Origin of the sequence: Oxalicibacterium solurbis, assembly GCF_014635845.1 — a bacterium.
Classification (GTDB): Bacteria; Pseudomonadota; Gammaproteobacteria; order Burkholderiales; family Burkholderiaceae_D; genus Oxalicibacterium; species Oxalicibacterium solurbis.
Genome location: NZ_BMDP01000001.1, coordinates 754,488 through 779,507 on the forward strand (window position 1 = coordinate 754,488; position 25,020 = coordinate 779,507).

A 25,020-nucleotide genomic window follows, 5' to 3' on the forward strand; every position below is an offset into this window, starting at 1 on the left:
ATTTTACCGTGCGTGCCGATGCGGCGCGGCCGGCCGGACAATGCACGGCGGCAATGCCTTCGGAACCTGGATTCGAACCCGTATTTGGAATCTTTATCGCTGCTACAATCTGCCGTTTCGGACATCACTTTCATTGAAGGACAAGATCATGACCACCACGACCTCCTCCGGCCTGCAATACGAAGACAAGACCGTCGGCGACGGCGCGGAAGCGACTGCCGGCAACCACGTCACCGTGCATTACACCGGCTGGCTGCAGAATCCGGACGGCAGCGCCGGCACGAAGTTCGATTCCAGCAAGGATCGCAACGATCCGTTCGCCTTCCCGCTGGGTGCAGGCCACGTGATCAAGGGCTGGGACGAAGGCGTGCAGGGCATGAAGGTCGGCGGCACCCGCGTGCTGACGATCCCGGCATCGCTGGGCTACGGCGCGCGCGGCGCGGGCGGCGTGATTCCGCCGAACGCCACGCTGATCTTCGAAGTAGAATTGCTGGGCGTCTGATCCGGCTGGCGGCAAAGCCGACAAAAAAGCCCCGCGTCCTGCGACCGGGGCTTTTTTATTGTGTAATTAATTAACTCACTGTCACTGCCCTTCCATCTCCACGGCAATGGCCGATATCGGCCACCGTATCACGAGCGCGCGCCGAATACCTTGTCGAGATTGCGCACGATCTTTTCCTCCAGCGTGGAGGAAAACGCCTTGAACAGGAAATCCAGCGTCACATCGATCTGCACCGCACGTTCCTGCAGCACAAGCGTGCCGGCCACGCCGCTGCGGCGAAACGACAGCACATCGCCGCACCATTCGGTCGCCATCTGGAATTCGTCTGCCATCCGGTCCGCGATCTGTTGCGCCGCTTCCTTCGCTTGCTGCAGCGAAAGCCCGTGTTCGCGCCGAATGCTGATATCCGCCATGCCCTTCTTCCCGTCGTCAAAAGGACGGAATTCTAGCGCGGAAGCGGTTTCCGGCGGGATTCCCTGCGTTCGTCGTCCGCATTTGCTTATTCCAAATCCATATAAGCCAGGTTTGTGAGGCCGGCCGATATGCATTAAAATGCAGGGTTTCTGCGGCTGCCAACTGCCCTGCTGCGCCCACTTCCGTTGCGCCCTCTTGGCCGACAGCCGTCCGCTCCCGACTATTTTCAGAATTAGGACTGGTATGACCCACGTAGTAACCGATTCCTGCATCCTGTGCCGTTATACGGACTGCGTCGATGTGTGTCCGGTGGATTGCTTCCGCGAAGGCCCGAATTTCCTGGCGATCGATCCGGACGAATGCATCGATTGCGCCGTCTGCGTGGCCGAATGCCCTGTCAATGCGATCTATGCCGAGGAAGATGTGCCGGCGGATCAGCAACACTTCATCCCGCTGAACGCCGAGCTGTCGCGCGACTGGCCTTCGATCACGAAGACCAAGGCTGCGCTGCCGGAAGCGGAAGAATGGAAAGACAAGCAGAACAAGCTGCCGCATCTGGCGCGTTAAATTTCGGCACGTTGAATCCACGCTGATCAGCACTGTACGCAACGCCCCGCGAGTTTTTCTCCCGGGGCGTTTTCACATCAACGCTTGTCCGACACCTGCTCAACACCTGTCCAACGCCTGCCGGCAACCGGTTTCGTTTGGCGCGCAAGCCCACCTTGGACGATAATTCGGTTTTCCGCCACAGACATCCCGACTCCCTTTGTCTTCCAACGATTCCCGCACGCTTGCCGATCAGCTTGAAGATCTGCTGCCGCAGACGCAATGCACGAAATGCGGCTATCCGGCCTGCCGTCCCTATGCGGAAGCGATGGCCGAAGGCCGCGCGGAACACAACCAGTGTCCGCCGGGCGGTGTCGAAGGCGTGGAACGGCTGGCGAAAGTGCTGGGCAAACGCGTCATCCCGATCAATCCCGACAACGGCGTCGTGCGTCCGCGCCCGATCGCGCTGATCGACGAACAGTTGTGCATCGGCTGCACGCTATGCATCCAGGCCTGCCCGGTCGATGCCATCGTCGGCGCCGCCAAGCAGATGCACACGATCGTCGCCGAACTGTGTACCGGCTGCGACCTGTGCGTGGCACCCTGCCCGGTCGACTGCATCGCGATGGTCGAAGTCACGCCCGGCAAGACCGGCTGGCAGGCATGGTCGCAAGAGCAGGCCGATGCCGCACGTGCGCGCCACGATTTCCGCGCGCTGCGGCTGAAACGCGAGAAGGAAGAAAACGACGCCCGCCTGGCCGCCAAGGCCGCCGCGAAACTGCAGGCGGTACAGAACGAAGAAGCGCTGACCGAAGAAGAAAAAACGGAGCAGGCGCGCAAGAAAGCCATCATCCAGGCCGCGATCGAACGCGCACGGCTGAAGAAGGAACAGGCCGAAAAGGAAAAAGAAGACAAGGAAAAGAAGGACCAGGAATGAACGCGCAGAAGCGACGCGAAATCTTCGAGCGGCTGCGCGCCGCCAATGCCCATCCCACCACCGAACTCGAATACACGACGCCGTTCGAACTGCTGATCGCCGTGCTGCTGTCGGCGCAGGCGACCGACGTCTCGGTCAACAAGGCCACACGCCGCCTGTATCCGGTCGCCAATACGCCGAAGAAATTGCTGAAGCTGGGCGTCGAAGGACTGGAACCCTACATCCAGACCATCGGCCTGTATCGCACCAAGGCGAAGAACGTCATTGCTACTTGCCAGCTCCTGCTGGAACGCCACAACGGCGAAGTGCCGCGCACGCGCGAGGAACTGGAAGCGCTGCCGGGCGTCGGCCGCAAGACGGCCAACGTCGTGCTGAACACCGCCTTCGGCGAACCAACGATCGCCGTCGACACGCACATCTTCCGTGTCTCCAACCGCACCGGCATCGCACCGGGCAAGAACGTCGAGATCGTCGAGCAGAAGCTGATGAAGTTCGTAACCGACGAGTTCAAGCAGGATGCGCATCACTGGCTGATCCTGCACGGCCGCTACACCTGCATCGCACGCGCACCAAAGTGCTGGAACTGCCTGATCGCCGACCTGTGCGAATACAAGGCGAAGACACCGCTACCGGCCAAGGCCGTCTGATCTTTCTGCTTACAGCACGAGCGCGCAGGAAGCCTCGAACGTCAGGCGCGGCAGACGCGGCTTGATCTTGTCGTGATCGCCATAGCCGATGCTGCAAATGAAATTGGCTTTCACCTGCGTGCCGACGAAGAATTCGGCGTTGACCTTTTCCGCATCGAAGCCCGACATCGGTCCGCAATCAAGGCCGACGGCGCGCGCGGCCAGAATGAAGTAGCCGCCCTGCAGCGACGAATTGCGGAAGGCAGTTTCCTCCGCCAGCTTGGGATTGGCTTCCATCATGCCCTGTACATCTGCATGCGGATACAGTTGCGGCATCTTGCGTCCGAACGCCATGTCCATGCCGACGATCGCAGTGATCGGCGCCGACCTCACCTTCTCCACATTGCCCGGTGACACGCAGGCCGCCAACCTGGCCTTGGCCTGATCCGACTTGATGAAAGCGATGCGAATCGGCGAACAGTTGAACGCGGTCGGGCACCACTTCATCAGCTCGTAGATTTCGCGCAACTGGCCGTTGGTCACCGGCTTGTCCAGCCATGCATGGTTGGTATGTGCGTGAGTAAAGAGGGTTTCGATCGCTTCCTGATTCAACATGGCGTGTCCATTCTGTTCTGTTTCTCGGGGCGGCCCGCATGCGAAGCCGCATACAGTGCCGAATAAAGGCAGCTATGGTAGCGGAAAGCGGCCATGCGGGCAGCCGGCAAGCCACGTACAATACCGGATTGTCCCTATCGAACACCCCGTCTCCGATGTTTACCCCGTCACAACACGACGTTCGCCGATTCTTCTGCGAGACCTTCCGCAAGCAGCAGGCCAATGAAATCCTGACACCGCTGGAAGCGATCGCGCGCGACTGGATCGTCCAGCATCCCGAATACGCCGATGCGCTGAAGGATGTGGAAGCGGCGCTAGCGGCCGACTATTCGGTGGAGTCGGGACAGAGCAATCCTTTCCTGCACCTGTCGATGCACCTGTCGATCGCCGAGCAGATCTCGATCGACCAGCCGCCCGGCATCCGCGCTGCCTACCAGATGCTGGCGCAGCGCATCGGCGAGCACGATGCGCATCACCAAGTAATGGAATGCCTGGGCGAAATGATCTGGGCATCGCAGCGCAGCGGCCTGCCGCCGGATGGTGCAGCCTACATCGAATGCATCAGGAAGCGTTGCTGATCGTCTGCGTCACAAACAATAAAAAAGCCACGGTTTGATCCGTGGCTTTTTTATTTGAATGGCACCGTATTGGCATCGAATTATTTGCGAATGACCAGCGTTCCCGGCAGGCTGTGCAGATAGGCAGCGATGTTCTTGATGTCCTGGTCGGACAACTGTTTTGCCAGCGGTCCCATGATCGGATTGCTGCGGCTGTTGGGGCCGCCCGCGCCGCGACGATAGGCGATCAGCGCATGTTCCAGATAATCCTTGTGCTGGCCGGCCAGCTTCGGATAGGCGGGATCGATCGGCGAGTTGTAATCGGCACCATGGCAGGACGCGCAGTTGAACTTGGTGACGGCGGCCTTGCCCGCTTCGATGCGGTCGTTGGCCGATGCGTGGAACGAAACCGTGGCCGACAGCAGCAAGACGGCCGATGCGATGAGTTTCTTCATGATGGCCTCCCCTTATTTTTGCTGTGCGTAGTAGGCCGCCACATCGGCGATGTCCTGATCGGACATGCTGGCTGCAATGCCGTGCATGGTCGGATGATTGCGGTCGCCCTTCTTGTAGGCGTGCAGCGCGGCAATGATGTATTTCTCTGATTGGCCGCCCAGCATGGGGACTTGATAGACCTCAGGGAACGATGTCTTGTAACCGGAAATGCCATGGCATCCGATACACATCGCAACCTTGTTGGCTGCCGCCTTGGCATCGCCGACGATTTCTGCCGAGACGGCAACGTTGGCCACACCCGCAAGCACGAGGAGTGCAAAGAGTTTTTTCATGATGTCTGTGGAAGATTAATACGAATCCCGCTGACGGGACGCCGCATGAGACAGCTTTTGTTACGTAAAAATATTGCCAAGCCACACCAAAAACCGCTCGATTCTAACTGAAGACCGGACGCGCGTCACGTTGAAATTTTCCGCCACATCGTCCGCCTGCTGATGGCAATTTGCCGTTATCTTCCCTCTTCTTCCCGTTCCTCTTTCTTTTCCCGCACGGATTCCGCTTCTTCCATTTGCGATTGTTCGACCATCTGCTCGTCCATTTCCTGTTGCAATGCCGCTTCTTCGTTACGCACCGTGACCGGCCAGAAGAAGGCCGCCGGCGCCAGCACGAAACGGCGCAGCACCGCACGGAACACCATGCGGCGGCGGCCTCGCGGCACATCGCGTGCGCGCAGCGACAGCACCAGCGCACAGCCGAAAGCCGTCGCCACGTTCAACAGGCCCGTTACAAGAACACCGGCGCAGGCCAGCCAGAATTGCGGCGTCGAGAATACGTCCCAGCCGAGACTGCCGGCCGCTGCCGTCAGTGTTGCAGCCGACAACGTCACCTGCCGTACGGCCAGCGGCACGCCAAAGAAATCCGCGATCACCGGCGTCATGCCGAGCAGCACGGCCAATGCCAGATTGCCGGCGATGGCGGCGATGTTGCGCTCCAGCCAGGCCGCCAGTCGCTGTGCCCGGTTGGCGCCCAACGCATGCACCAGCCGGCGATGATGCGCCAGTCCCAGCTTCAGCCCGCGCAGGGTGAACCAGTTGTCGGCAAAACCGGCCGCCAGGCTCGCCAGCCACAGCAGCACGCCGGTAGCGATCGCGAACAGCGGCGTAAAACCGACCAGCGACAGGCTGTGCAGCACGACTTCGGCCTTGGCCGGCATGATCAACGGACGATGGAAGACAGGCAGCACCACGGTACACAACACGGCCATCACCGGCACCACCGTCAGCAGGTTGCCGAAGATCGCCGCCGCTTGCGCACGCAGGATCGCGGTCGCGCGCAACAACAGCGCGCGCAATCCTTCCGGCGTATCGAGCGCAGCGGTTTCCGCCGCCAGCGCCGGTGCCGTCACTGCCGGCTGCCGCGTCGCCAGCACACCGCCGATTGCCGAAATGCACAGGAAGCCTGCCGCGAAGACGACCGACTGGAACAATCCCGAAAAGAATTTCGCAAGACCGATGGTATCGATGCCGAGTTTCGCCAGCGCTATAAAACCCGCCACGCATCCGCCCAGCAGCGCGGCCCTCCACACCATCTTGTATTCGATGCGATTGCGTGCGATGTAGAGCTCGCCGTGATCGGCATTACGCTCGACCATCTTGCGCGCCAGCAGCGCAAAACTGCGGCTCAGCAATTCGCGTACCGACGAACGATGATGATTGGCGACGATCAGATCGGCCAGCACCGCCTGCACTTGCCCCGAGCCATGCTCGGCCTGTGCGCTGCGCAGATCCAGCAGGCGAGCGATGCGTGCCAGTTGCGCGCGCATGCGTTCGACGTGATAGACGAGGCTGACGGAGACGCCGTGTTCATCCAGATGCGCATAGATCTTGTCGGTTTGCGCCTGGCACACTGCAACCAGCATGCGCACACTGCGCAGCGCCGATGCATCGTGCGTCTTGATCATCAGGCAGACTTCCAGTTCGCGGCGCAACGCCATGAACGGCGTCGCCAGCAACGGCATGCGCGGTTCCAGCCGCTGGCGAAAAGCGGGGCTGATACCGACCGAAATCACCATCGTCACCAGATACAGCATCGCTTCATCGATCTGCTGGCGATAGCCGTGTGCGATGCCATCGTCGCCACCCAGTTTCCACAGGCGCAACAGCGTCCTGTCGTCCAGCGACATCAGCCAGGCCGCATCGGATTCGTCGGGGAACATTGCAGTGAACAGCGCGGACAGATCCTGCTGGCCGACCGGGCGCGGCAGCACCAGCTTGGCGATGCGTTCGGATAATTCCGAAAAGAACGCCGATTCGCGCGGCATGCCAGTGGCGGAAAACAGTTCATGCCCGGTTGCTTCGCGCAATGTCTTGCGCAGCGTCGCCTGCACGTTCTGCCGCACGTCGCGATTCGCATCCAGCCAGTCGAGCAGGAAACGGATGCGTTGATGCTTGACGCGCCGCCACTTGTCGTCGCCCAGCAGCGATACCTTGGGTTCGCGGCGCACCCATTCGGCCAGATCGATCATCCAGTTTGCACGCACATGCCAGTGTGCATTCGGATCGGCACGGCGCATCAGCGATTCGATCTGCGGCAGATAGCGCGCGTGATCGGTGTGATGCCGCAACGCACCGCGACGGAACCTGCGCCAGATCGCGCAGATTCGTGAAAAGGAAAGCTTCATTGTATTTCTTGTAATAAGAAGGATTTTTGAACAGCGGCAATAGTAACGGCAAGGGTGCAGCAGCGGCACAGCAACAACACGAAAACGATGCGGCAACGATGTGCAACGACACAAAAATAACACCGCGATGGCACTGCAATGACACGATGCGGCAACACCGAAGATCGCTGCGGCTTTACGCCCGGCCCGCAAGGCGTTTCGCTTATACTCCGGTTTCTTTTCTTTCCAGTGACACGCATGCGACAAGCAACACGTTTCGAAGGTTCCCGCAATTACGTCGCCACCGGCGATCTGAAACTGGCCGTCAACGCCGCGCTGCAATTGCAGCGCCCGCTGCTGATCAAGGGCGAGCCCGGCACCGGCAAGACAATGCTGGCCGAGGAAGTTGCCGAGGCGCTCGGCATGCCATTATTGCAATGGCACATCAAGTCGACCACGAAGGCACAGCAGGGATTGTACGAATACGACGCGGTATCGCGCCTGCGCGATTCGCAACTCGGCGACGAGCGCGTCAAGAACATCGACAACTACATCGTCAAGGGCGTGCTGTGGCAGGCCTTCACCGCCGAACAGCAGGTCGTGCTGCTGATCGACGAGATCGACAAGGCCGACATCGAATTCCCGAACGACCTGCTGCGCGAACTGGACCGCATGGAATTCCACGTCTACGAAACGCGCGAGATGGTAAAGGCCAAGCATCGTCCGCTGGTCATCATCACATCGAACAACGAAAAGGAATTGCCGGACGCCTTCCTGCGCCGCTGCTTCTTCCATTACATCCGTTTTCCCGATCGCGAGACGATGCAGCAGATCGTCGCCGTGCATTTCCCTAATCTGAAACAGGAACTGCTGGCGAAAGCGCTGGAAGTGTTCTATCAACTGCGCGAGGTCGGCGGCCTGAAGAAAAAGCCGTCTACATCCGAACTGCTGGACTGGATGAAGCTGCTGCTGGCCGAAGACATTCCGCCGGAAGCGCTGCACAGCGGCGATGCGCGCGTATCGATTCCTCCGTTGCACGGCGCACTGTTGAAGAACGAACAGGACATCGCACTGTTCGAACGGCTGGTCTACATGTCGCGTACCAATCGCTAGGCGCTTTCAGGCTTCACCGTGCTCATCGATTTCTTCTTCCGCCTGCGCGATGCCGGCATTCCGGTTTCGATCAAGGAATTCCTGCTGTTGCTGCAGGCGCTCGATCGCGAAGTCATCGATTATTCGTTCGACGATTTCTACTATCTGGCGCGGCTGTCGCTGGTCAAGGACGAAGCCAATTTCGACAAGTTCGACCGCGCCTTCGCGCAATACTTCCACGGCATCGAAACCGCCATCGACCAGGAATCCGTTCCGCTCGAGTGGCTGATGCAGCGCGCGATGCGCGAACTGACCGACGAACAACGCGCAGCGCTGCAGAAATTCGGCTACGACAAGCTGCTGGACCGCCTGAAGGAATTGCTGAAGGAACAGAAGGAACGCCACGAAGGCGGCGGCAAGTGGATAGGCACCGGCGGCACCTCGCCGTTCGGCAACAGCGGCACCAACCCGGAAGGCATACGCATCGGCGGCGAGAGCCGGCATCGCAGCGCCGTCAAGGTGTGGGAGCAGCGCGTCTATCGCGACTACGACGCATCGCGCGAAATCGGCACGCGCAACATCAAGGTCGCCTTGCGCCGGCTGCGCTGCTTCGCGCGTCAGGGCGCAGCCAGCGAACTGGCGCTCGACGAGACGATACGCTCCACCGCCAACAACGCCGGCTGGCTGGACATCCGCATGCGGCCGGAGCGCCGCAACAGCGTCAAGGTGCTGATGCTGCTGGACGTCGGCGGTTCGATGGACGATCACATCCAGCAGACCGAAGAACTGTTCTCGGCGGCCAAGGCCGAATTCAAGCATCTCGATTTCTTTTACTTCCACAACTGCGTCTACGACCATTTGTGGCGCAACAATCATTTACGGCAATCGGAACGCTTCCCGACATGGGATGTGCTGCGCACCTATCCGCCGGACACCAAGCTGATCTTCGTCGGCGATGCGACGATGAGCCCGTACGAAATCCTGCGGCCCGGCGGCGCCATCGACTATCACAACGACGAAGCCGGCACCGCATGGCTGCAGCGCTTCACGAAGGCATTTCCGAGTTACGTGTGGCTCAATCCCGAACCGGAACACCTGTGGCAATACCGGCAATCGATCGCGATCATCCGTCAGCAGATGCACGACCGCATGGTGCCGCTGACGCTGGAAGGACTGGAACGGGGAATGCGGCTGCTGGCGAAATAGACGGCAGGAAAAGCCGTGAGAAGCACGACAAAAACTCAGCAGGAAGCGCGGCAGAAAAACGTAACAGGAAAGCGCCGCCGAATGCGGTGCGTCAGCGCGTCAGGTGCATGAATTTCTTCAGCGCGCTGACCAGATGATGGCCGGCCACTGGCTTCGTCAGGAAGCCGTCAAAACCGGCATGCTTCGCGCGCACCGGATCGTAGCCGTTAAGCCGCGGCGTCAGGAAGACAACGGACGTGCGATCGTTAGGCCGCACCGATTTGACCGCATGGCACAGGCGATACGGATCGATCTCCGTCATCGACGTATTGATCATGACGACCGCCACGCGCTGCCGCGCGCAGGCTCCCTCCGCTTCCGCTTCACCGCTGGCCCACAGCACTTCGACCTTGCTGCGCACCAGCAGCTCGGCAACGAAATCGCGGAAAGCCGGCGTCTTGTCGACCACCAGCACGGCGCCGCCGTGTATCAGTTCGGCACGCATCTTGCGATATTCGGCGGGATCGGTCAGGTCGATGTCGACGCGATCGCGGCGGCGGCGCTCCGGCACCGCAACGACGTCGGATGCTTCCAGCTTGGATAGGGCATCGGCGCGTTTCTCGACCAGCTGGTCCAGCGCATCGAACATGCGGTGCCAGCGGATCGGACGCTCGACACGTACGTACGGCACGTCGATCGGCGGCTCGCCGACCAGCAATGCCGGCCGCACGTCGCTCGGGCGCAGGTCGGACAAGGTCAGCAGCGCCTTCAGCTCGGAAGCGTTGGCGATGTACATGTCCGGGTCCTGCAAGTTGTCGTCGTCAAGCCGGAAATAACCGTAGCCCTTGCCCTGACCGAGGGCAAAGGTGGCATCGAAAATTTCGGTTTCCTGCGGACTGAAGCCGATCAGGCGGACAGCAAAGGGAAAACTGTTCGTCATCGTTCGGATAGCGGAGGCAAAAACTTGCTTGTTGATCTCCCGGCTTCAGTGCGGAGCTGCGCTATCTGTCGCCGCGCACGTGGCGGCACCAGACCAGCAGCGAGATTGCAAACACGACAGGCAGCAGCATTTCGAAGCCTTCTTCGTGCATATTGCAAATCTCCCCCTGCACTTCCGTCAGGAAGATGTGGTAATCGACATTCAGCGTCGCTTCCAGGCGATCGCAGATCTTGGTGAAGATCACCAATGCGATCGACAGGATCGTCAGACGGCCCCATGCCTGGCGCCAGCCCTTCGTGCGATACAGATAAAGGATGAAAGCGAACAGCATCCACAGCATGATGCCGATGCAGATCACGGCCACCAGCCCGCCCCAGAATTTCTGCGCGAACGGCACGCCGTCCATCTTGTAGAAATGGTGCTTGAAGATGCTCTGTGCAGTGAAAGCCTTGTGCAGGTCCGCTTCGCGTGCGGCGAAGATCAGGCTCAATGCTGCAGTTCCCAGCCCCCACTTTTGGAAGCCGAGCTTGTACAGGCACAGCACCGCCAGCGCAATCCACAGCGGCGGCGACACCACTTCGAAGAAGCCGGATTCGCTGGTCAGCTTGTGGGTTACGGAAACATCGATCGTATAGATGATGAAAAACAGCATCGCCGAAAACAGCAGCAATGCGATCACCACGATTTTCTCGATGGGCTGGATCGGTTGGGACGGTTGAATGGTCGGATGTGAAGACATGGGAATCAGTGCTGTTGACAGTAAATCATGAACTTTACCCGGAAACGCAACGATACGCCGCGTCGCGGATTTTCCGTCCGCGGATCAAGTTCGCTCCCCTCTGTCTCGTCACAATGTTAAAAACACAGCGTTGTTCGATATTGGAGCGTGTTTGCGGGAAAAGCGCCAGTAACGCCTTGCAAATCTAACCATATTTAACAATTGATCACCTGCTTTTGCCACAATATCTTTTCGGCAATTCCTCGACCGTCAGCATACGGCAACGCATTTTTCATTAGAATGCAGACACTTTTGACACTTTGGGCCTGTAGCTTTTCCCAGTAATACAGGCACACGATCTAACCAGCGACCGCATGGCCACCAAAAAATCCGACTACAGCGAATCCTCCATCCGCGTCCTCAAGGGACTCGAACCGGTCAAGCAACGTCCGGGCATGTACACCCGCACCGAAAACCCGCTGCACATCATCCAGGAAGTCATCGACAATGCCTCCGACGAAGCGCTCGGCGGCTTCGGCAGGAACATCATCGTCACGCAGAACGCCGACGGCAGCGTCAGCGTCGAGGATGACGGCCGTGGCATTCCGGTCGGCCTGCATCCGGAAGAAAAGGTGCCGACCGTCGAGATCGTCTTCACCCGCCTGCATGCGGGCGGCAAGTTCGACAAGGGTTCGGGCGGCGCCTATGCGTTCTCCGGCGGCCTGCACGGCGTCGGCGTGTCGGTGACGAACGCGCTATCGAAGCGGCTGGAGATCAGCGTCTGGCGCGACAACGCCTTCCATACGCTGGCCTTCGCCGACGGCGACGTCGTCGAGAAGCTGAAATCGCGTCCGCTCAATCGCGACGAGAAGCGCAACGGCACGCGCGTGACCGCGTGGCCCGATCCGAAATACTTCGATTCGTCGGCAATCCCGCAGGCCGAACTGCAACGCCTGCTGCGCTCCAAGGCCGTGCTGCTGCCGGGCGTGAAAGTCACGCTGGTCAACGGCAAGACCGGCGAATCGCAAAGCTGGCAGTACGAACAGGGGCTGCGCGGCTATCTGAACGAAATGCTGGCGCAAACCTCTCATTCCGAACCACTGATTCCGCTGTTCGAAGGCGAGCAATATGCGGACGGTGACGCCGACGGTTTTGCCGAAGGTGAAGGCGCGGCCTGGGTCGTCGCCTGGACCGAAGACGGCCCCGTGGTGCGCGAATCGTATGTAAACCTGATCCCGACCTCGAACGGCGGCACGCATGAATCCGGCCTGCGCGAAGGCTTGTTTGGTGCGGTGAAGAGTTTCGTCGAACTGCATTCGATGCTGCCGAAAGGCGTCAAGCTGCTGCCGGAAGACGTGTTCGCGCGCGTCTCCTTCGTGCTGTCGGCCAAGGTGCTCGATCCGCAATTCCAGGGCCAGATCAAGGAACGCCTGAACTCGCGCGACGCCGTGCGCCTGGTCGCCACCTTCTCGCGCCCTGCGCTTGAACTGTGGCTGAACCAGCACGTGGATTACGGCAAGAAGCTGGCCGAGCTCGTCATCAAGCAGGCACAGTCGCGGCTGCGTTCGGCGCAGAAAGTCGAGAAGAAAAAATCGTCCGGCGTGGCCGTGCTGCCGGGCAAGCTGACCGACTGCGAATCGACCGACATCACACGCAACGAACTGTTCCTGGTCGAGGGCGATTCCGCCGGCGGCTCGGCCAAGATGGGCCGCGACAAGGAATTCCAGGCGATCCTGCCGTTGCGCGGCAAGGTGCTGAATTCGTGGGAAACCGAGCGCGACCGCCTGTTCGCCAACAACGAGATCCACGACATCGCCGTCGCACTCGGCGTCGATCCGCACGGCATCAATGACGACATTGATGTCAGCGGTTTGCGCTACGGCCGCATCTGCATCCTGTCCGATGCGGACGTCGACGGTTCGCACATTCAGGTGCTGTTGCTGACGCTGTTCTTCAAGCACTTCCCGCAACTGATCCAGCGCGGCCACATCTGCATCGCGCGGCCGCCGCTGTACCGCGTCGATGCGCCGGCACGCGGCAAGAAGCCGATCCAGAAATTTTATGCATTGGACGACGGCGAACTGGAAGCGATCGAAGACAAGTTGCGCAAGGACGGCGTCAAGGACAATGCCTGGGGCATCTCGCGCTTCAAGGGCCTGGGCGAGATGAATGCCGAACAGCTGTGGGAAACCACGATGAATCCGGACACGCGCCGCCTGCTGCCGGTTTCGCTCGGCGAATTCGACCAGACCGCTTCGGAGTCACGCTTCAACATGCTGATGGGCAAGGGCGAAGCCGCCGCGCGCCGTGCATGGATCGAAGAACATGGCAACGAAGTCGAAGCCGACATCTGACGGTTCCGCCATCGAGGCGATGACGGCGTTGCTTGGCCTTGCCGTGCCCCCGGCACTGTCTGCGGCCGCGCGCCTTGTCCTCGCCGCGATGCCGAAACCTTAACCTTTGAAGAATTTGCGTCACCAATCAACCCAGCAAGATCACGATGACCGACCAAGCCAACCTGTTTGAAGAAACCGCACCCGCCGACGACAGCGAATCGCTGACGCTGGCCACCTTCGCCGAACGCGCCTATCTCGACTACGCGATCTCCGTCGTCAAGGGTCGCGCGCTGCCGGACGTCAGCGACGGCCAGAAGCCGGTGCAGCGCCGCATCCTGTACACGATGAACGAGCTCGGCCTGAACGCGGCGGCCAAGCCGCGCAAGTCCGCCGCCGTGGTCGGCGACGTGCTCGGCAAGCTGCATCCGCACGGCGACCAGTCGGTGTACGACGCGCTGGTGCGCATGGCGCAGGATTTTTCGCTGCGCTATCCGCTGATCGACGGTCAGGGCAACTTCGGCTCGCGCGATGGCGACGGCGCTGCGGCCATGCGCTACACCGAAGCGCGCCTGACGCCGATCGCGAAATTGCTGCTCGACGAGATCGACATGGGCACCGTCGAGCGCCAGCCGAACTACGACGGCTCGACCGACGAACCGACGCTGCTGCCGGGCCGCCTGCCCTTCGTGCTGCTGAATGGCGCGTCCGGCATCGCAGTTGGCATGGCGACCGAAATTCCGTCGCACAACCTGCGCGAAGTGGCGCAGGCGGCAGTGGCAATGATCCGCAATCCGAAGCTGTCGCACGATGAAGTGATGGCACTGATTCCAGGACCGGATTTCCCCGGCGGCGGCCAGATCATCACCGCGCCATCGGCCATCAGCGAAATGTATGCGACAGGCCGCGGCAGCCTGAAGGTACGCGCAACGTGGAAGATCGAAGACCTCGCGCGCGGCCAGTGGCAGGCGGTCGTCACCGAACTGCCGCATGGCGTGTCGGCGCAGCGCGTGCTGGAAGAAATCGAGGAATTGACGAACCCGAAGGTCAAGCTCGGCAAGAAATCGCTGTCGCCGGAACAGACGGCGATGAAGCAGACCATGCTGGGCATGCTGGATGCAGTGCGCGACGAAGCCGGCCGCGATGCGCCGGTGCGCCTCGTGTTCGAGCCGAAATCGAAGAACCAGGACCAGACCGAGTTCATGAACATGCTGCTGGCGCACACGTCGCTGGAAACCAGTGTGTCCGTCAATCTCGTGATGATCGGCGGCGACGGCCGTCCGCGCCAGAAGGCATTGACCGACATCCTGCAGGAATGGATCACGTTCCGCTTCGAGACGGTGACGCGCCGCACACAGTTCCGCCTGCAGAAAGTGGACGATCGCATCCACATCCTCGAAGGCCGTGAAGCCATCCTGCTGAACATCGACAAGGTGATCAGGATCATCCGCGAATCGGACGAACCGAAACCGGCGCTGATCGATGCCTTCAAGCTGTCCGATCGCCAGGCCGAAGACATCCTCGAAATCCGCCTGCGCCAACTGGCACGGCTGGAGACGATCAAGATCCAGCAGGAACTGTCAGAATTGCGCAGCGAGAAAGCGACGCTGCACGATCTGCTCGACAATCCGTCGTCGATGAAGCGCCAGATCATCAAGGAAATCGAAGCCGATGCGAAACAGTACGGCGACGACCGCCGCACGCTGATCGAAGTCGCCGAACGTGCCGTGGCCGAAACCAAGGTCGTCGACGAACCGGTCACCGTCGTCATCTCGCAGAAAGGCTGGGTGCGTGCGCGTACCGGCCACGGCCACGATCCGGCGCAGTTCACGTTCAAGGCCGGCGACGCGCTGTACGGCACCTTCGAATGCCGCACGGTCGAAACGCTGCTGGTGTTCGGATCCAACGGCCGCATCTATTCGGTACCGGTTTCCGCACTGCCCGGTGCGCGCGGCGACGGCGTGCCGATCACCACGCTGATCGAACTAGCCAGCGGCACCCGCGTGCTGCACTACTTCGCCGGCACGCCGGAGACGACGCTGCTGCTGTCGTCCACCGCAGGCTACGGCTTCATCGCCAGGGCTGGCGACATGACGGCACGCACGCGTGGCGGAAAATCCTTCATCACGCTCGACGATGGTGACGAGCCGCTGAAGCCGGCACCGCTGATGGCAGATGCGAGCGCAATCGCCTGCCTGTCGGAAAAAGGCCGCCTGCTGGTGTTCGGCCTCGACGAAATCAAGTCGCTGTCGGCTGGCGGCCGCGGCGTGATCCTGATGGATCTGGAAAAAGGCGAGAAGCTGCAAGCCGCCCAGGCCATCAGCCAGCGCGGCGTGATCGTCACCGGTGCCGGTCGCGGCGGCAAGACGCAGGAAGTGACGTTGTCCGCATCCGCACTCGCGCCGCACATCGGCAAGCGTGCGCGCAAGGGCAAGGCGCTGGATGCGAAGATCAAGCCGGCTGCGCTGGCACCGCAAGGCTAAGGCAGACATGCCGAAGGCAGCAGGAACGGCCAGACGCAGGACGAGCCTGCTGCACCTGATGCTGGCCGCTGCCGCCTTCGTCACCGGCTGCAGCGGCGGCAATCCCTACTACGATCCGGACAAGCGCCACCACACGCCGGACGGTTTTCGCAACAACTACATCGAAGGCAAGGGCGACGCATCCTTTCTCAAATGGCAGTGGGAGCGCTTGACGCAAGGCTTGCCGAAACCGCCGGCCGACGGCTATGCGACACCACGCACCGAACCCGATGCAACGTGGCTGCAAGCGAATACGCAAACCACTTCCGCTACCTGGATCAACCACGCCACCGTGCTGGTGCAACTGCGCGGCCTGAACATCCTGACCGATCCGATCTGGTCGGAGCGCGCCTCTCCCTTCAGCTTCATGGGTCCGAAGCGGCATGCGCAGCCCGGACTGCCTTTCGCGCAGTTGCCGCACATCGACGTCGTGCTGATCTCGCACAACCATTACGATCACCTCGACCGTGCGACGGTGCTGAAACTGAACGCACAGGCCGGCGGCGCACCGCTGTTTCTGGTGCCGCTCGGCATCAAGCCGTGGATGAACGACATCGGCATCACGAACGTGCAGGAACTGGACTGGTGGGACAAGAAGACGCTGAAAGGCATCGATTTCAATTTCGTGCCGGTGCAGCACTGGTCGGCACGCGGCCTGAGCGATGGTTTCAGGACATTATGGGGCGGCTGGGCGGTGCAGGCGCCGGCAGCAGCGGACGCCACCAATCCCGATCCATCGCAAGCGCCGTTCTCCTCGCCGTTTTCCTTCTTCTTCGCCGGCGATACGGGCCTGTCGAAAGACTTCGACGACATCGCCAAACGCTTTCATCGTTTCGATCTCGCACTGTTGCCGATCGGCGCCTACGAACCGCGCTGGTTCATGCAGGCGCAGCACGTCGATCCGGCACAAGCTGTACAAATCCACCGAACCGTACATGCGGACAAATCCATCGCCATCCATTGGGGCACCTTCGAGATGGCCGACGAATCGCTGGACGAACCGCCGAAAGCGCTGGCGCGTGCCCTGCAACAGGACGGCATTCCGGCCGATCGTTTCGTCACGCTGAAACTGGGCGAGACGATACGGTTCTGACGCAGCGCTTTCCCGCAGTTCTGTGCATTGCCAATGCATGGAGCTGCTTCGAGAATGACGCGCAAGGATTGCAAAGACCAAAAAACAAAAGCGGACAATTTGTCCGCTTTTTTTTCCCGATTGCCGATCTTCAGGTTCTCGGCCTTCCATATCGACACACGATCTACTTCATCTTCGCTGCGATCAGCTTCGCCAGCTTTTCCACGCCCTCGCGTATCTTCGCCGGCGGCACCGTGACGAAGCTCAGCCGCAGCGTATTCTTCTCCGGCTCGTTCGCATAGAACGGCGCGCCCGGCACGAAGGCGACGTGATGTTCGATCGCTTCTTCCAGCAACTGCATGCTGTCGATATGCGTCGGCAGCTTGACCCAGATGAACATGCCGCCTTCCGGCTTGTTCCACGTCACGCCAGCCGGAAAAAATTCCTGCATCGCATCCAGCATCGCCTGGCATTGATTCGCATACAGCGTGCGGATAGACGGGATGTGCTGCGACAGGAAACCGTCCTTGATCGTTTCGTAGACCACCATCTGCGTCAGCTGCGACGTATGCAGATCGGCCGCCTGCTTGGCCTGCTCCAGCTTGCGGATCAGCGGCACCGGTGCGACCACGTAGCCAAGGCGAATGCCGGGCGTCAGCACCTTGGAGAACGAACCCATGTAGATCACGCCGTCCGGATTCATCGCCACCATCTTCGGCAGCGGCTCGTTGCGATAGCTGAGCGCGCCGTATGGATCGTCCTCGATCAGCGGCAGGCCGAGACGCGCGCAGGTTTCCACCAGTTGCAGGCGACGCTCCACCGGCATCGTGCGGCCGGTCGGGTTCTGGAAATTCGGCAGCGCATACAGCAGACGCGCGCCGTCGGCGATCTTCTCGACTTCCCGCGGCAGCAGGCCATCGTCATCAGTCGGCACCGAAACGAATTCCGGCTGATAGACGGAGAACGCCTGCAGCGCGCCCAGATAGCTCGGCGTCTCGACCAATACCTTGCTGCCTTCATCGATCAACACCTTGCCCAGCAGATCCAGCGCCTGCTGCGAACCGGACACCATCAGCACCTGTTCCATCGCGATGCGATTGTCCGGCGTGGACAGCGATTGCGCGATCCATTCGCGCAGCGGACCGTAACCGTCGGTCGGCCCGTACTGCAGCGCGACCTTGCCCTGGCGCGACAGCACGGTATCGAAAGCCTCTTTCATCCGCTCGATCGGAAACGTCTCTGGCGACGGCAGCCCGCCGGCGAACGAGATGATCTCCGGCCGCATCGTGACTTTCAGGATTTCGCGGATGACCGAACTCTGCAATTGCTGTGCACGTCGGGAGAATTGCCAGGCTATCGGCTTCGGATTGTTGATCTTCATGAATTGGTTCGTGAGGGATACGGGACAGACGCGAAGTACCGCGTCATGTCATCAGGCGATCTCGGCGATCAGTTCGATTTCGACGCAGGCGCCGAGCGGGATCTGCGCCACGCCGAATGCGGAACGCGCATGCTTGCCCTGCTCGCCGAATACCTCGCCGAACAGTTCAGATGCGCCGTTCGTCACCAGATGCTGTTCAGTGTAATCGGCAGTGGAATTGACCAGGCTCATCAGCTTGACGATGCGCTTGACGTGGTTCAGGTCGCCGCCGCAGGCAGCCTGCAACGTCGCGATCAGGTCGATCGCCACGCCGCGTGCCGCCTCCTTGCCCTCTTCGGTCGTCATGTTCTTGCCGAGCTGGCCGACCCATGGCTTGCCGTCCTTCTTGGCGATGTGGCCGGAGATGAAGACGGTATTGCCGGTCTGCACGTACATCACATAGGCGGCGGCAGGCGCCGAGACGGACGGCAGTTCGATGTTCAGTGCTTTCAGTTTGTCGTAGAAGGACATGCGGCGCTCCAGGTCGGTTGCCGGCAGCGTCGCCGGGAGGCGCGCCGCATCAGCCGAAAACCGGCCGGGCAGATTGGAAAGGGAAACCGCGATTATCTCAAATCCTGCTCAACCCTGCCGCCCAATCGGCATCTTTCTGCCGATCGCGACCACGGCAATGATGACCAGCGCGAACAGGAAGTTGTCCGCCTCCAGCACCTCGCCGAGCAGCAGCGCGGAACCCAGCAGCGTCAGGAACGGCTGGATCAGCTGCACCTGGCCGACACGGGCGATGCCGCCCAGCGCCAGCCCGCGATACCAGAAGAAGAAACCGATGAACATCGAGAACAGCGACACATAACCGAACGACACCCACGCCATCGGCGACGCCTGCATGCCGTGGTGCCACAGCAGCACAATCGTCACTGGCAGCACGATCGGCATCGACAGCAACAAGGCCCAGGAAATCACATGCGGGCCGCCCATCGTGCGCGCCAGGCGTCCGCCCTCGGCATAACCCATCGCAGCGGAAACCACGGCCGCGAACAGCAACAGATCGGCCATGTGCAATTCACCGCCGCCCTGCCGCAATGCAAAAGCGACCACCAGCGCGCTGCCGAGCAAGGCCGCAATCCAGAATCCGGTCGACGGCCGTTCGCCGAAACGCAGCGCCGCGAACAGCGCCGTCATCAGCGGCAGGATGCCCAGCACCACCGCGCCGTGCGAAGCCGGCACATCGTGCATCGCGATCGACATGAAGACCGGAAAACCGATCACCACGCCGGCCGCCGTGATCAGCAGCGAACGCACCTGCGCCGCATCCGGCAGAGCCGCGCGCTCCCACCATAGCAGCGGCGCCGCGCACAGCGCAGCGATGACCGCCCGCGCCAGCGCCACCAGTACCGGGTCCATCTCCAGCACGGCGATGCGCGTGAACGGCAGCGTCAGGCTGAACATCGCAATGCCCAGCGCGCCCAACCACATGCCTTTGGTTTCCTGCGTCATGTCTGCGTTCCCTCTCCGTTACAGCCAGATTGCCAGCGCCGCATACAGCGTCAGCACGATCATCACGCCGCAGAACAGCAACTGCCATTTACGCTGCGTCAGATAATGGCGCAGCACCGCGCCCATTCCTGCCCACAGCATGATGGCCGGCAATTCGATCACCGTAAAGACGATGCAAAAAATTGCAATCGCCAGCGCGATCGGTTGCACCGCAGGCAGAAAAGCCGATGCACCCGTGATGCCCATCACCCACGCTTTCGGATTGGCGAACTGGAACAGTGCCGCGCCGAGAAACGACATCGGCCGAGCCTGCGCTTCCGCCTCGCGGTCGAACGCCATGCCGCGCAACTGCCACGCCAGCCAAACCAGATAGCCGGAACCGGCGATCTTCAGCGCCGTATGCAAAGCAGGGATCGCAATGATCAGGCTGCCTATTCCTGCCGCACACAGCGACATCAGGATCAGGAATCCGAAGACGATGCCGAAGATATGCGGCATCGTGCGCAGAAAACCGAAACGAATGCCGGACGAAGTCAGCATGATGTTGTTCGGCCCCGGCGTGACGGTGGAGACGAAGGCAAACAGCGCGAGCGGAAACAGGGATTCCATGGTGGGATGTATCGTTATCGTTGATTTCGGAAACGAAAAATCCGGGCAAAAACCTGAAGCGATTTGCCGGTTCCGTTCCGGTGGTCTATGCTAATCGACAAATACCGGTACAGTACCAATACACTTTTCAATTTAATTGACCGACTGTCACGGCAAAATGACCGATACGGATCACATTCTTTCACCGCATGCGACATCGTTGTCGCGCGAGGCCGGCAGTTCGCTGGTCGAACAGATCGTGCAGTCGATCGCATCGCGCATCGACGACCGGCTGCTGCGCACCGGCACCCGCCTGCCGTCCATCCGGCAATTCGCCGACCAGCATCGCGTCTCGCGCTTCACCGTGGTCGAAGCCTACGACCGGCTGGTCGCGCAGGGCTTTCTCGAATCGCGGCGCGGCTCCGGTTTCTACGTGCGCGATCGCGCGCCGATGCAGGCGCCGCAGGCACGTCATGCCAAACAGGCTGGCTCTGCCGCGCCGCAGATCGATGTGGTCTGGCTGGTGCGCAATATGTTCCGCCAGATGCCGTCGCAGAAAGTACCGGGCAGCGGTCTGCTGCCGGCCGAATGGCTGGACAGCGAACTGATCACCAGCGCGATGCGCAGCATCGGCCGGCAGAACCAGAGCGCCCTGCTCCACTACGGCAATCCGCAGGGCTTCCTGCCGCTGCGCCAGCAACTCCGACTGAAACTGGCCGAGCTGGAAATCGCCGCCATGCCCGAACAGTTCGTCACCACCTGCGGCGTGACGCAGGCGCTGGATGTCGTCGCGCGTCACTTCACGCAACCCGGCGACACCATCTTCGTCGACGATCCCGCCTGGTACCTGATGTTCGCCTCGTTCTCGATGCTGGGCATCAAGGTGGTCGGCATCCCGCGCCTGCCGGACGGGCCGGATATCGGCAAGCTGGCCGAACTGGCGGCCGTGCACAAGCCGCGGCTGTTCGTCATTAATTCCGTGCTGCACAATCCGACCTCGACTTCGCTGTCCGCCGCCAAGGCCTTTCAGGTGTTGAAAATCGCCGAGCAGCACGACTTCATGATTGTGGAAGACGACATCTACTGCGATATGCATCCCGGCACCGCCGTGCAGCCGGCCACCCGCATCGCTGCGCTCGACCAGTTGAACCGTGTGATCTATCTCGGCGGTTTTTCGAAAACGCTGGCCGCCAGCTTGCGCGTCGGCTTCATCGCCGCGCCGCACGATATCGCACTGCATCTGGCCGACCGCAAGATGATGACCTCGCTGACGACCAACGAACTAGCCGAACGCATCGTCTACCGCATCCTGTCCGAAGGTCATTACCGCAAGCACGTCGATCGGCTGCGCGGCAAGCTCGACGACGTACGCGAGAAGAACGTGCGCCAGCTCGAACGCATCGGCATCCGCATCAACGTCGCCACGCCGGCCGGCATGTTCGTCTGGGCTGACGTCGGCTGCGACAGCAATGTGTTGACCGAAAAAGCGATGGCCGAAGGCTGGCTGCTGGCGCCCGGCAGCCTGTTCTCGCCGAAGCAACTGCCCACGACCGACATGCGTTTCAATGTCGCCGCGATGGCCGATCCGGGCCTGATCCGCTTTCTGGAGCGCGAAATCCGTTGACCAGTCGCCACCACAGCGGACTTTAACAACGACCTCACAGCAGCTGCGGCGGCGGCCGCAAGACATGGCCTTGAAATCGCCGCCGCCGTCCTTATCTTTCCCCGCAACGTTTCGTTTCCGCCCTGCCGTATTCCCTTCCGATGCAGGTAGCCATCCGGCCTCGCCTACAATAACGGCTTCAACATCGGCTTCAAAACCGGCGGTTCTCGAAACATTCCCGCAATCACTCACCAGACTCTGAGGAAAAAAATGGCTGCACCCGAAAAGCAAACCCTTGGCTTCCAGGCGGAAGTAAAACAACTGCTGCAACTGATGATCCACTCCTTGTATTCCAACAAGGAAATCTTCCTGCGCGAACTGATCTCCAACGCATCCGACGCGGCAGACAAGCTGCGCTTCGAAGCGATCAACAACGGCGCGCTGTTCGAAAACGATCCCGACCTGAAGATCAAGGTCTCCTTCGACAAGGAAAAACGCACGATCACGATCTCGGACAACGGCATCGGCATGTCGCGCGACGACGCGATCGAGCATCTCGGCACCATCGCCAAATCCGGCACCAAGGAATTTTTCTCGAAACTCTCCGGCGACCAGCAGAAAGACGCGGCGCTGATCGGCCAGTTCGGCGTCGGCTTCTACTCCGGCTTCATCGTCGCCGACCGCATCACCGTCGAATCGCGCCGCGCCGGCCTGCCGGCGAACGAAGGCGTGCGCTGGGAATCGACCGGCGCCGGCGATTTCACCGTCGAAGCAATCGACAAACCAAACCGCGGCACCGACATCACGCTGCACCTGCGCGAAGGTGAGGACGATTTCCTGTCGTCGTGGAAAATCAAATCCATCATCCGCAAGTATTCCGACCACATCTCGCTGCCGATCGTGATGCAGAAAGAGGAATGGGACGAAGAAAAGAAAGATACCGTCGTCAAGGATGAACTCGAAACCGTCAACCAGGCCAGCGCATTGTGGGCGCGCAGCAAGAACGACATCACGCCGGAGCAGTACGTCGAGTTCTACAAGCATGTATCGCACGATTTCGGCGAGCCGCTGATCTACACGCACAACCGCGTCGAAGGCCGCAGCGAATACACGCAACTGCTGTACATCCCGGCCAAGGCGCCGTTCGACCTGTGGGACCGCAACAAGCGCGGCGGCATCAAGCTGTACGTCAAGCGCGTCTTCATCATGGACGATGCCGAACAGTTGATGCCGGTCTACCTGCGCTTCGTCAAAGGCGTGATCGATTCGGCCGACCTGCCGCTGAACGTCTCGCGCGAAATCCTGCAGGAATCGCGTGACGTGAAAGTGATTCGCGAAGGCTCGACCAAGCGCGTGCTCGGCATGCTGGAAGAGCTCGCCAACAGCGACGAGCAGGAACAGAAAGACAAGTACGCCACTTTCTGGACCGAGTTCGGCCAGGTGCTGAAGGAAGGCATCGGCGAAGACCATACGAACAAGGAACGCATCGCCAAGCTGCTGCGCTTTGCCTCCACGCAGAATGACAGCGACGTGCAGAACGTCTCCTTCGCCGACTACGTCGGCCGCATGAAGGAAGGCCAGGACAATATCTACTACGTCACCGCCGAAACCTACGCCGCCGCGAAGAACAGCCCGCATCTCGAAATCTTCCGCAAGAAAGGTATCGAGGTACTGCTGCTGACCGACCGCGTCGACGAATGGATGCTGTCCTTCCTCGAAAACTTCGACGGCAAGGAACTGACTTCCGTTGCGAAAGGCGACCTGGATCTCGGCAAGCTCGAAGACGAAACCGAGAAGAAGCAGCACCAGGAAACCGAAGAGCAGTACAAGGACCTGATCGAAAAGATGAAAACGTCGCTGGCCGACAAGGCCAAGGATGTGCGCATCACCTTCCGCCTGACCGACTCGCCCGCCTGCCTTGTTGCGGAAGAACACGAGTTGTCCGCCAATCTGGTACGCATGCTGAAGGCAGCGGGGCAGAATGCGCCAGACAGCAAGCCGATCCTGGAAGTCAATCCGGACCACCCGCTGGTGCAGCGCTTGAAGTACGAAGACGCGAAGTTCGACGACTGGTCCAACATCCTGTTCGATCAGGCGCTGCTGGCGGAAGGCGGCAATTTGACCGATCCGGCGGGATTCGTGAAGCGGTTGAACGACATGCTACTCAGCATGGCGGGAAAATAATCGCTTCCATGGTGGCAAAAACCGCGTCATAAGACGCGGTTTTTTATTTTGACACTCCCTCAATTACATCAATTACTGTTCTTGTTATCACATGTCTATTCGTGAAGTTTCCGCCACCGAATTCCCTATTTTGATCGACTTGTGGGAAGTCTCGGTCAAGGCGACGCATCATTTTCTGCCGGCGGCCTATATCGACGAACTGCGGCCTCGCCTGCTGAATGAATGGCTTCCCGCCGTCACCTTGCGCGCGTATGTCGATGTACAAAATGTGATCAGGGGATTCATCGGCACATACGACGGCAAGATCGAAATGCTGTTCATCGATCCAGCCATGCGCAGCAAAGGCATCGGCAAGGCGTTGGTCGCCCATGCAATTGCCGAACTGCAGTGTTCGCTGGTCGACGTCAACGAACAGAATTCTCAGGCCGTTGATTTCTACCGGCATGTCGGATTCATCGTCATCGATCGTTCGCCGCTCGACGGCCAGGGGAAACCCTATCCCATCCTGCACATGAAGCTGGATGCCTCCGCTGCGGACAAGTAGAGATAAACACCGGCGATTCCTGCGACAATACGGCTCCGACATCCATCTTCTC

The 25,020-nt window shown here is 60.5% G+C and carries 24 protein-coding genes; 13 read left to right on the forward strand and 11 right to left on the reverse strand.

Annotated elements, in window-relative coordinates; translation table 11 throughout:
- Nucleotides 1-145: 145 nt before the first annotated feature.
- Nucleotides 146-502, forward strand: coding sequence for an FKBP-type peptidyl-prolyl cis-trans isomerase (locus IEV40_RS03610; protein ID WP_188419992.1), 357 nt, complete (start codon nucleotides 146-148; stop codon nucleotides 500-502).
- A 128-nt stretch (nucleotides 503-630) separates the two neighbouring features.
- Here the strand turns inward: IEV40_RS03610 and IEV40_RS03615 are convergent, their stop codons facing one another.
- On the reverse strand, nucleotides 631-915 hold the full coding sequence (locus IEV40_RS03615; RefSeq protein ID WP_188419574.1) for a polyhydroxyalkanoic acid system family protein: 285 nt from the start codon (nucleotides 913-915) through the stop codon (nucleotides 631-633).
- Between the two features lie 244 nt (nucleotides 916-1,159).
- On the opposite strand from IEV40_RS03615, the gene fdxA reads away from it, so the two are divergent.
- From fdxA to nth, 3 genes are all read left to right on the forward strand, one after another.
- Nucleotides 1,160-1,483, forward strand: a complete 324-nt coding sequence (gene fdxA, locus IEV40_RS03620; RefSeq protein ID WP_188419575.1) for a ferredoxin FdxA — start codon at nucleotides 1,160-1,162, stop codon at nucleotides 1,481-1,483.
- A 199-nt stretch (nucleotides 1,484-1,682) separates the two neighbouring features.
- Complete coding sequence (gene rsxB, locus IEV40_RS03625; protein ID WP_188419576.1) at nucleotides 1,683-2,399, forward strand: electron transport complex subunit RsxB; 717 nt, start codon at nucleotides 1,683-1,685, stop codon at nucleotides 2,397-2,399.
- The gene (gene nth, locus IEV40_RS03630; protein WP_188419577.1) at nucleotides 2,396-3,046 is read left to right on the forward strand and encodes an endonuclease III; all 651 of its coding nucleotides are present in this window, start codon (nucleotides 2,396-2,398) and stop codon (nucleotides 3,044-3,046) included. The genes rsxB and nth overlap by 4 nt, the downstream gene beginning before the upstream one ends.
- Before the next feature lie 9 nt (nucleotides 3,047-3,055).
- Here the strand turns inward: nth and IEV40_RS03635 are convergent, their stop codons facing one another.
- Complete coding sequence (locus IEV40_RS03635; protein ID WP_188419578.1) at nucleotides 3,056-3,640, reverse strand: malonic semialdehyde reductase; 585 nt, start codon at nucleotides 3,638-3,640, stop codon at nucleotides 3,056-3,058.
- Between the two features lie 155 nt (nucleotides 3,641-3,795).
- Here IEV40_RS03635 and IEV40_RS03640 point away from each other — a divergent pair, with 155 nt between their 5' ends.
- Nucleotides 3,796-4,218 carry a DUF1841 family protein gene (locus tag IEV40_RS03640; RefSeq protein ID WP_188419579.1) on the forward strand — a complete coding sequence of 141 codons (423 nt, stop codon included), beginning with the start codon at nucleotides 3,796-3,798 and terminating at the stop codon, nucleotides 4,216-4,218.
- Nucleotides 4,219-4,298: 80 nt separating this feature from the next.
- Here the strand turns inward: IEV40_RS03640 and IEV40_RS03645 are convergent, their stop codons facing one another.
- The 3 genes from IEV40_RS03645 to IEV40_RS03655 form a co-directional block, all read right to left on the reverse strand.
- Complete coding sequence (locus tag IEV40_RS03645; protein ID WP_188419580.1) at nucleotides 4,299-4,652, reverse strand: c-type cytochrome; 354 nt, start codon at nucleotides 4,650-4,652, stop codon at nucleotides 4,299-4,301.
- 12 nt (nucleotides 4,653-4,664) lie between these two features.
- Nucleotides 4,665-4,985, reverse strand: a complete 321-nt coding sequence (locus IEV40_RS03650) for a c-type cytochrome (protein ID WP_188419581.1) — start codon at nucleotides 4,983-4,985, stop codon at nucleotides 4,665-4,667.
- A 176-nt stretch (nucleotides 4,986-5,161) separates the two neighbouring features.
- Entirely contained in the window at nucleotides 5,162-7,333 is a 2,172-nt protein-coding gene (locus IEV40_RS03655; protein WP_188419582.1) for a transporter-like protein, read from the reverse strand.
- Nucleotides 7,334-7,570: 237 nt separating this feature from the next.
- Between IEV40_RS03655 and IEV40_RS03660 the strand changes: the two genes are divergently transcribed.
- On the forward strand, nucleotides 7,571-8,425 hold the full coding sequence (locus IEV40_RS03660) for an AAA family ATPase (RefSeq protein ID WP_188419583.1): 855 nt from the start codon (nucleotides 7,571-7,573) through the stop codon (nucleotides 8,423-8,425).
- Between the two features lie 18 nt (nucleotides 8,426-8,443).
- Nucleotides 8,444-9,610, forward strand: coding sequence for a vWA domain-containing protein (locus IEV40_RS03665; protein ID WP_188419584.1), 1,167 nt, complete (start codon nucleotides 8,444-8,446; stop codon nucleotides 9,608-9,610).
- A gap of 91 nt (nucleotides 9,611-9,701) precedes the next feature.
- Here the strand turns inward: IEV40_RS03665 and IEV40_RS03670 are convergent, their stop codons facing one another.
- Together IEV40_RS03670 and IEV40_RS03675 are read right to left on the reverse strand one after the other, a co-directional pair.
- Nucleotides 9,702-10,529 (reverse strand): response regulator, encoded by an 828-nt coding sequence (locus IEV40_RS03670; protein WP_188419585.1) that lies wholly within the window; start codon nucleotides 10,527-10,529, stop codon nucleotides 9,702-9,704.
- Nucleotides 10,530-10,590: 61 nt separating this feature from the next.
- Nucleotides 10,591-11,268, reverse strand: coding sequence for a hypothetical protein (locus IEV40_RS03675; protein WP_188419586.1), 678 nt, complete (start codon nucleotides 11,266-11,268; stop codon nucleotides 10,591-10,593).
- Between the two features lie 353 nt (nucleotides 11,269-11,621).
- On the opposite strand from IEV40_RS03675, the gene IEV40_RS03680 reads away from it, so the two are divergent.
- From IEV40_RS03680 to IEV40_RS03690, 3 genes are all read left to right on the forward strand, one after another.
- Nucleotides 11,622-13,601, forward strand: coding sequence for a DNA topoisomerase IV subunit B (locus IEV40_RS03680; RefSeq protein ID WP_188419587.1), 1,980 nt, complete (start codon nucleotides 11,622-11,624; stop codon nucleotides 13,599-13,601).
- Between the two features lie 146 nt (nucleotides 13,602-13,747).
- On the forward strand, nucleotides 13,748-16,063 hold the full coding sequence (gene parC / locus IEV40_RS03685; RefSeq protein ID WP_188419588.1) for a DNA topoisomerase IV subunit A: 2,316 nt from the start codon (nucleotides 13,748-13,750) through the stop codon (nucleotides 16,061-16,063).
- A 7-nt stretch (nucleotides 16,064-16,070) separates the two neighbouring features.
- Nucleotides 16,071-17,195 carry an MBL fold metallo-hydrolase gene (locus IEV40_RS03690; RefSeq protein ID WP_229723933.1) on the forward strand — a complete coding sequence of 375 codons (1,125 nt, stop codon included), beginning with the start codon at nucleotides 16,071-16,073 and terminating at the stop codon, nucleotides 17,193-17,195.
- 163 nt (nucleotides 17,196-17,358) lie between these two features.
- Here IEV40_RS03690 and IEV40_RS03695 read toward each other — a convergent pair whose 3' ends face one another.
- The 4 genes from IEV40_RS03695 to IEV40_RS03710 form a co-directional block, all read right to left on the reverse strand.
- A complete protein-coding gene (locus IEV40_RS03695; RefSeq protein WP_188419589.1) occupies nucleotides 17,359-18,555 on the reverse strand; it encodes an aminotransferase-like domain-containing protein in 1,197 nt (398 codons plus the stop codon).
- Nucleotides 18,556-18,606: 51 nt separating this feature from the next.
- Nucleotides 18,607-19,065, reverse strand: a complete 459-nt coding sequence (locus IEV40_RS03700; protein ID WP_188419590.1) for a RidA family protein — start codon at nucleotides 19,063-19,065, stop codon at nucleotides 18,607-18,609.
- A gap of 108 nt (nucleotides 19,066-19,173) precedes the next feature.
- Nucleotides 19,174-20,049 carry a DMT family transporter gene (locus IEV40_RS03705; protein WP_188419591.1) on the reverse strand — a complete coding sequence of 292 codons (876 nt, stop codon included), beginning with the start codon at nucleotides 20,047-20,049 and terminating at the stop codon, nucleotides 19,174-19,176.
- A gap of 18 nt (nucleotides 20,050-20,067) precedes the next feature.
- Complete coding sequence (locus tag IEV40_RS03710; RefSeq protein WP_188419592.1) at nucleotides 20,068-20,658, reverse strand: LysE family translocator; 591 nt, start codon at nucleotides 20,656-20,658, stop codon at nucleotides 20,068-20,070.
- Between the two features lie 157 nt (nucleotides 20,659-20,815).
- On the opposite strand from IEV40_RS03710, the gene IEV40_RS03715 reads away from it, so the two are divergent.
- From IEV40_RS03715 to IEV40_RS03725, 3 genes are all read left to right on the forward strand, one after another.
- On the forward strand, nucleotides 20,816-22,261 hold the full coding sequence (locus IEV40_RS03715) for an aminotransferase-like domain-containing protein (RefSeq protein ID WP_188419593.1): 1,446 nt from the start codon (nucleotides 20,816-20,818) through the stop codon (nucleotides 22,259-22,261).
- 249 nt (nucleotides 22,262-22,510) lie between these two features.
- A complete protein-coding gene (htpG, locus tag IEV40_RS03720) occupies nucleotides 22,511-24,424 on the forward strand; it encodes a molecular chaperone HtpG (protein ID WP_188419594.1) in 1,914 nt (637 codons plus the stop codon).
- A 91-nt stretch (nucleotides 24,425-24,515) separates the two neighbouring features.
- A complete protein-coding gene (locus IEV40_RS03725) occupies nucleotides 24,516-24,968 on the forward strand; it encodes a GNAT family N-acetyltransferase (RefSeq protein ID WP_188419595.1) in 453 nt (150 codons plus the stop codon).
- Nucleotides 24,969-25,020 lie beyond the last annotated feature (52 nt).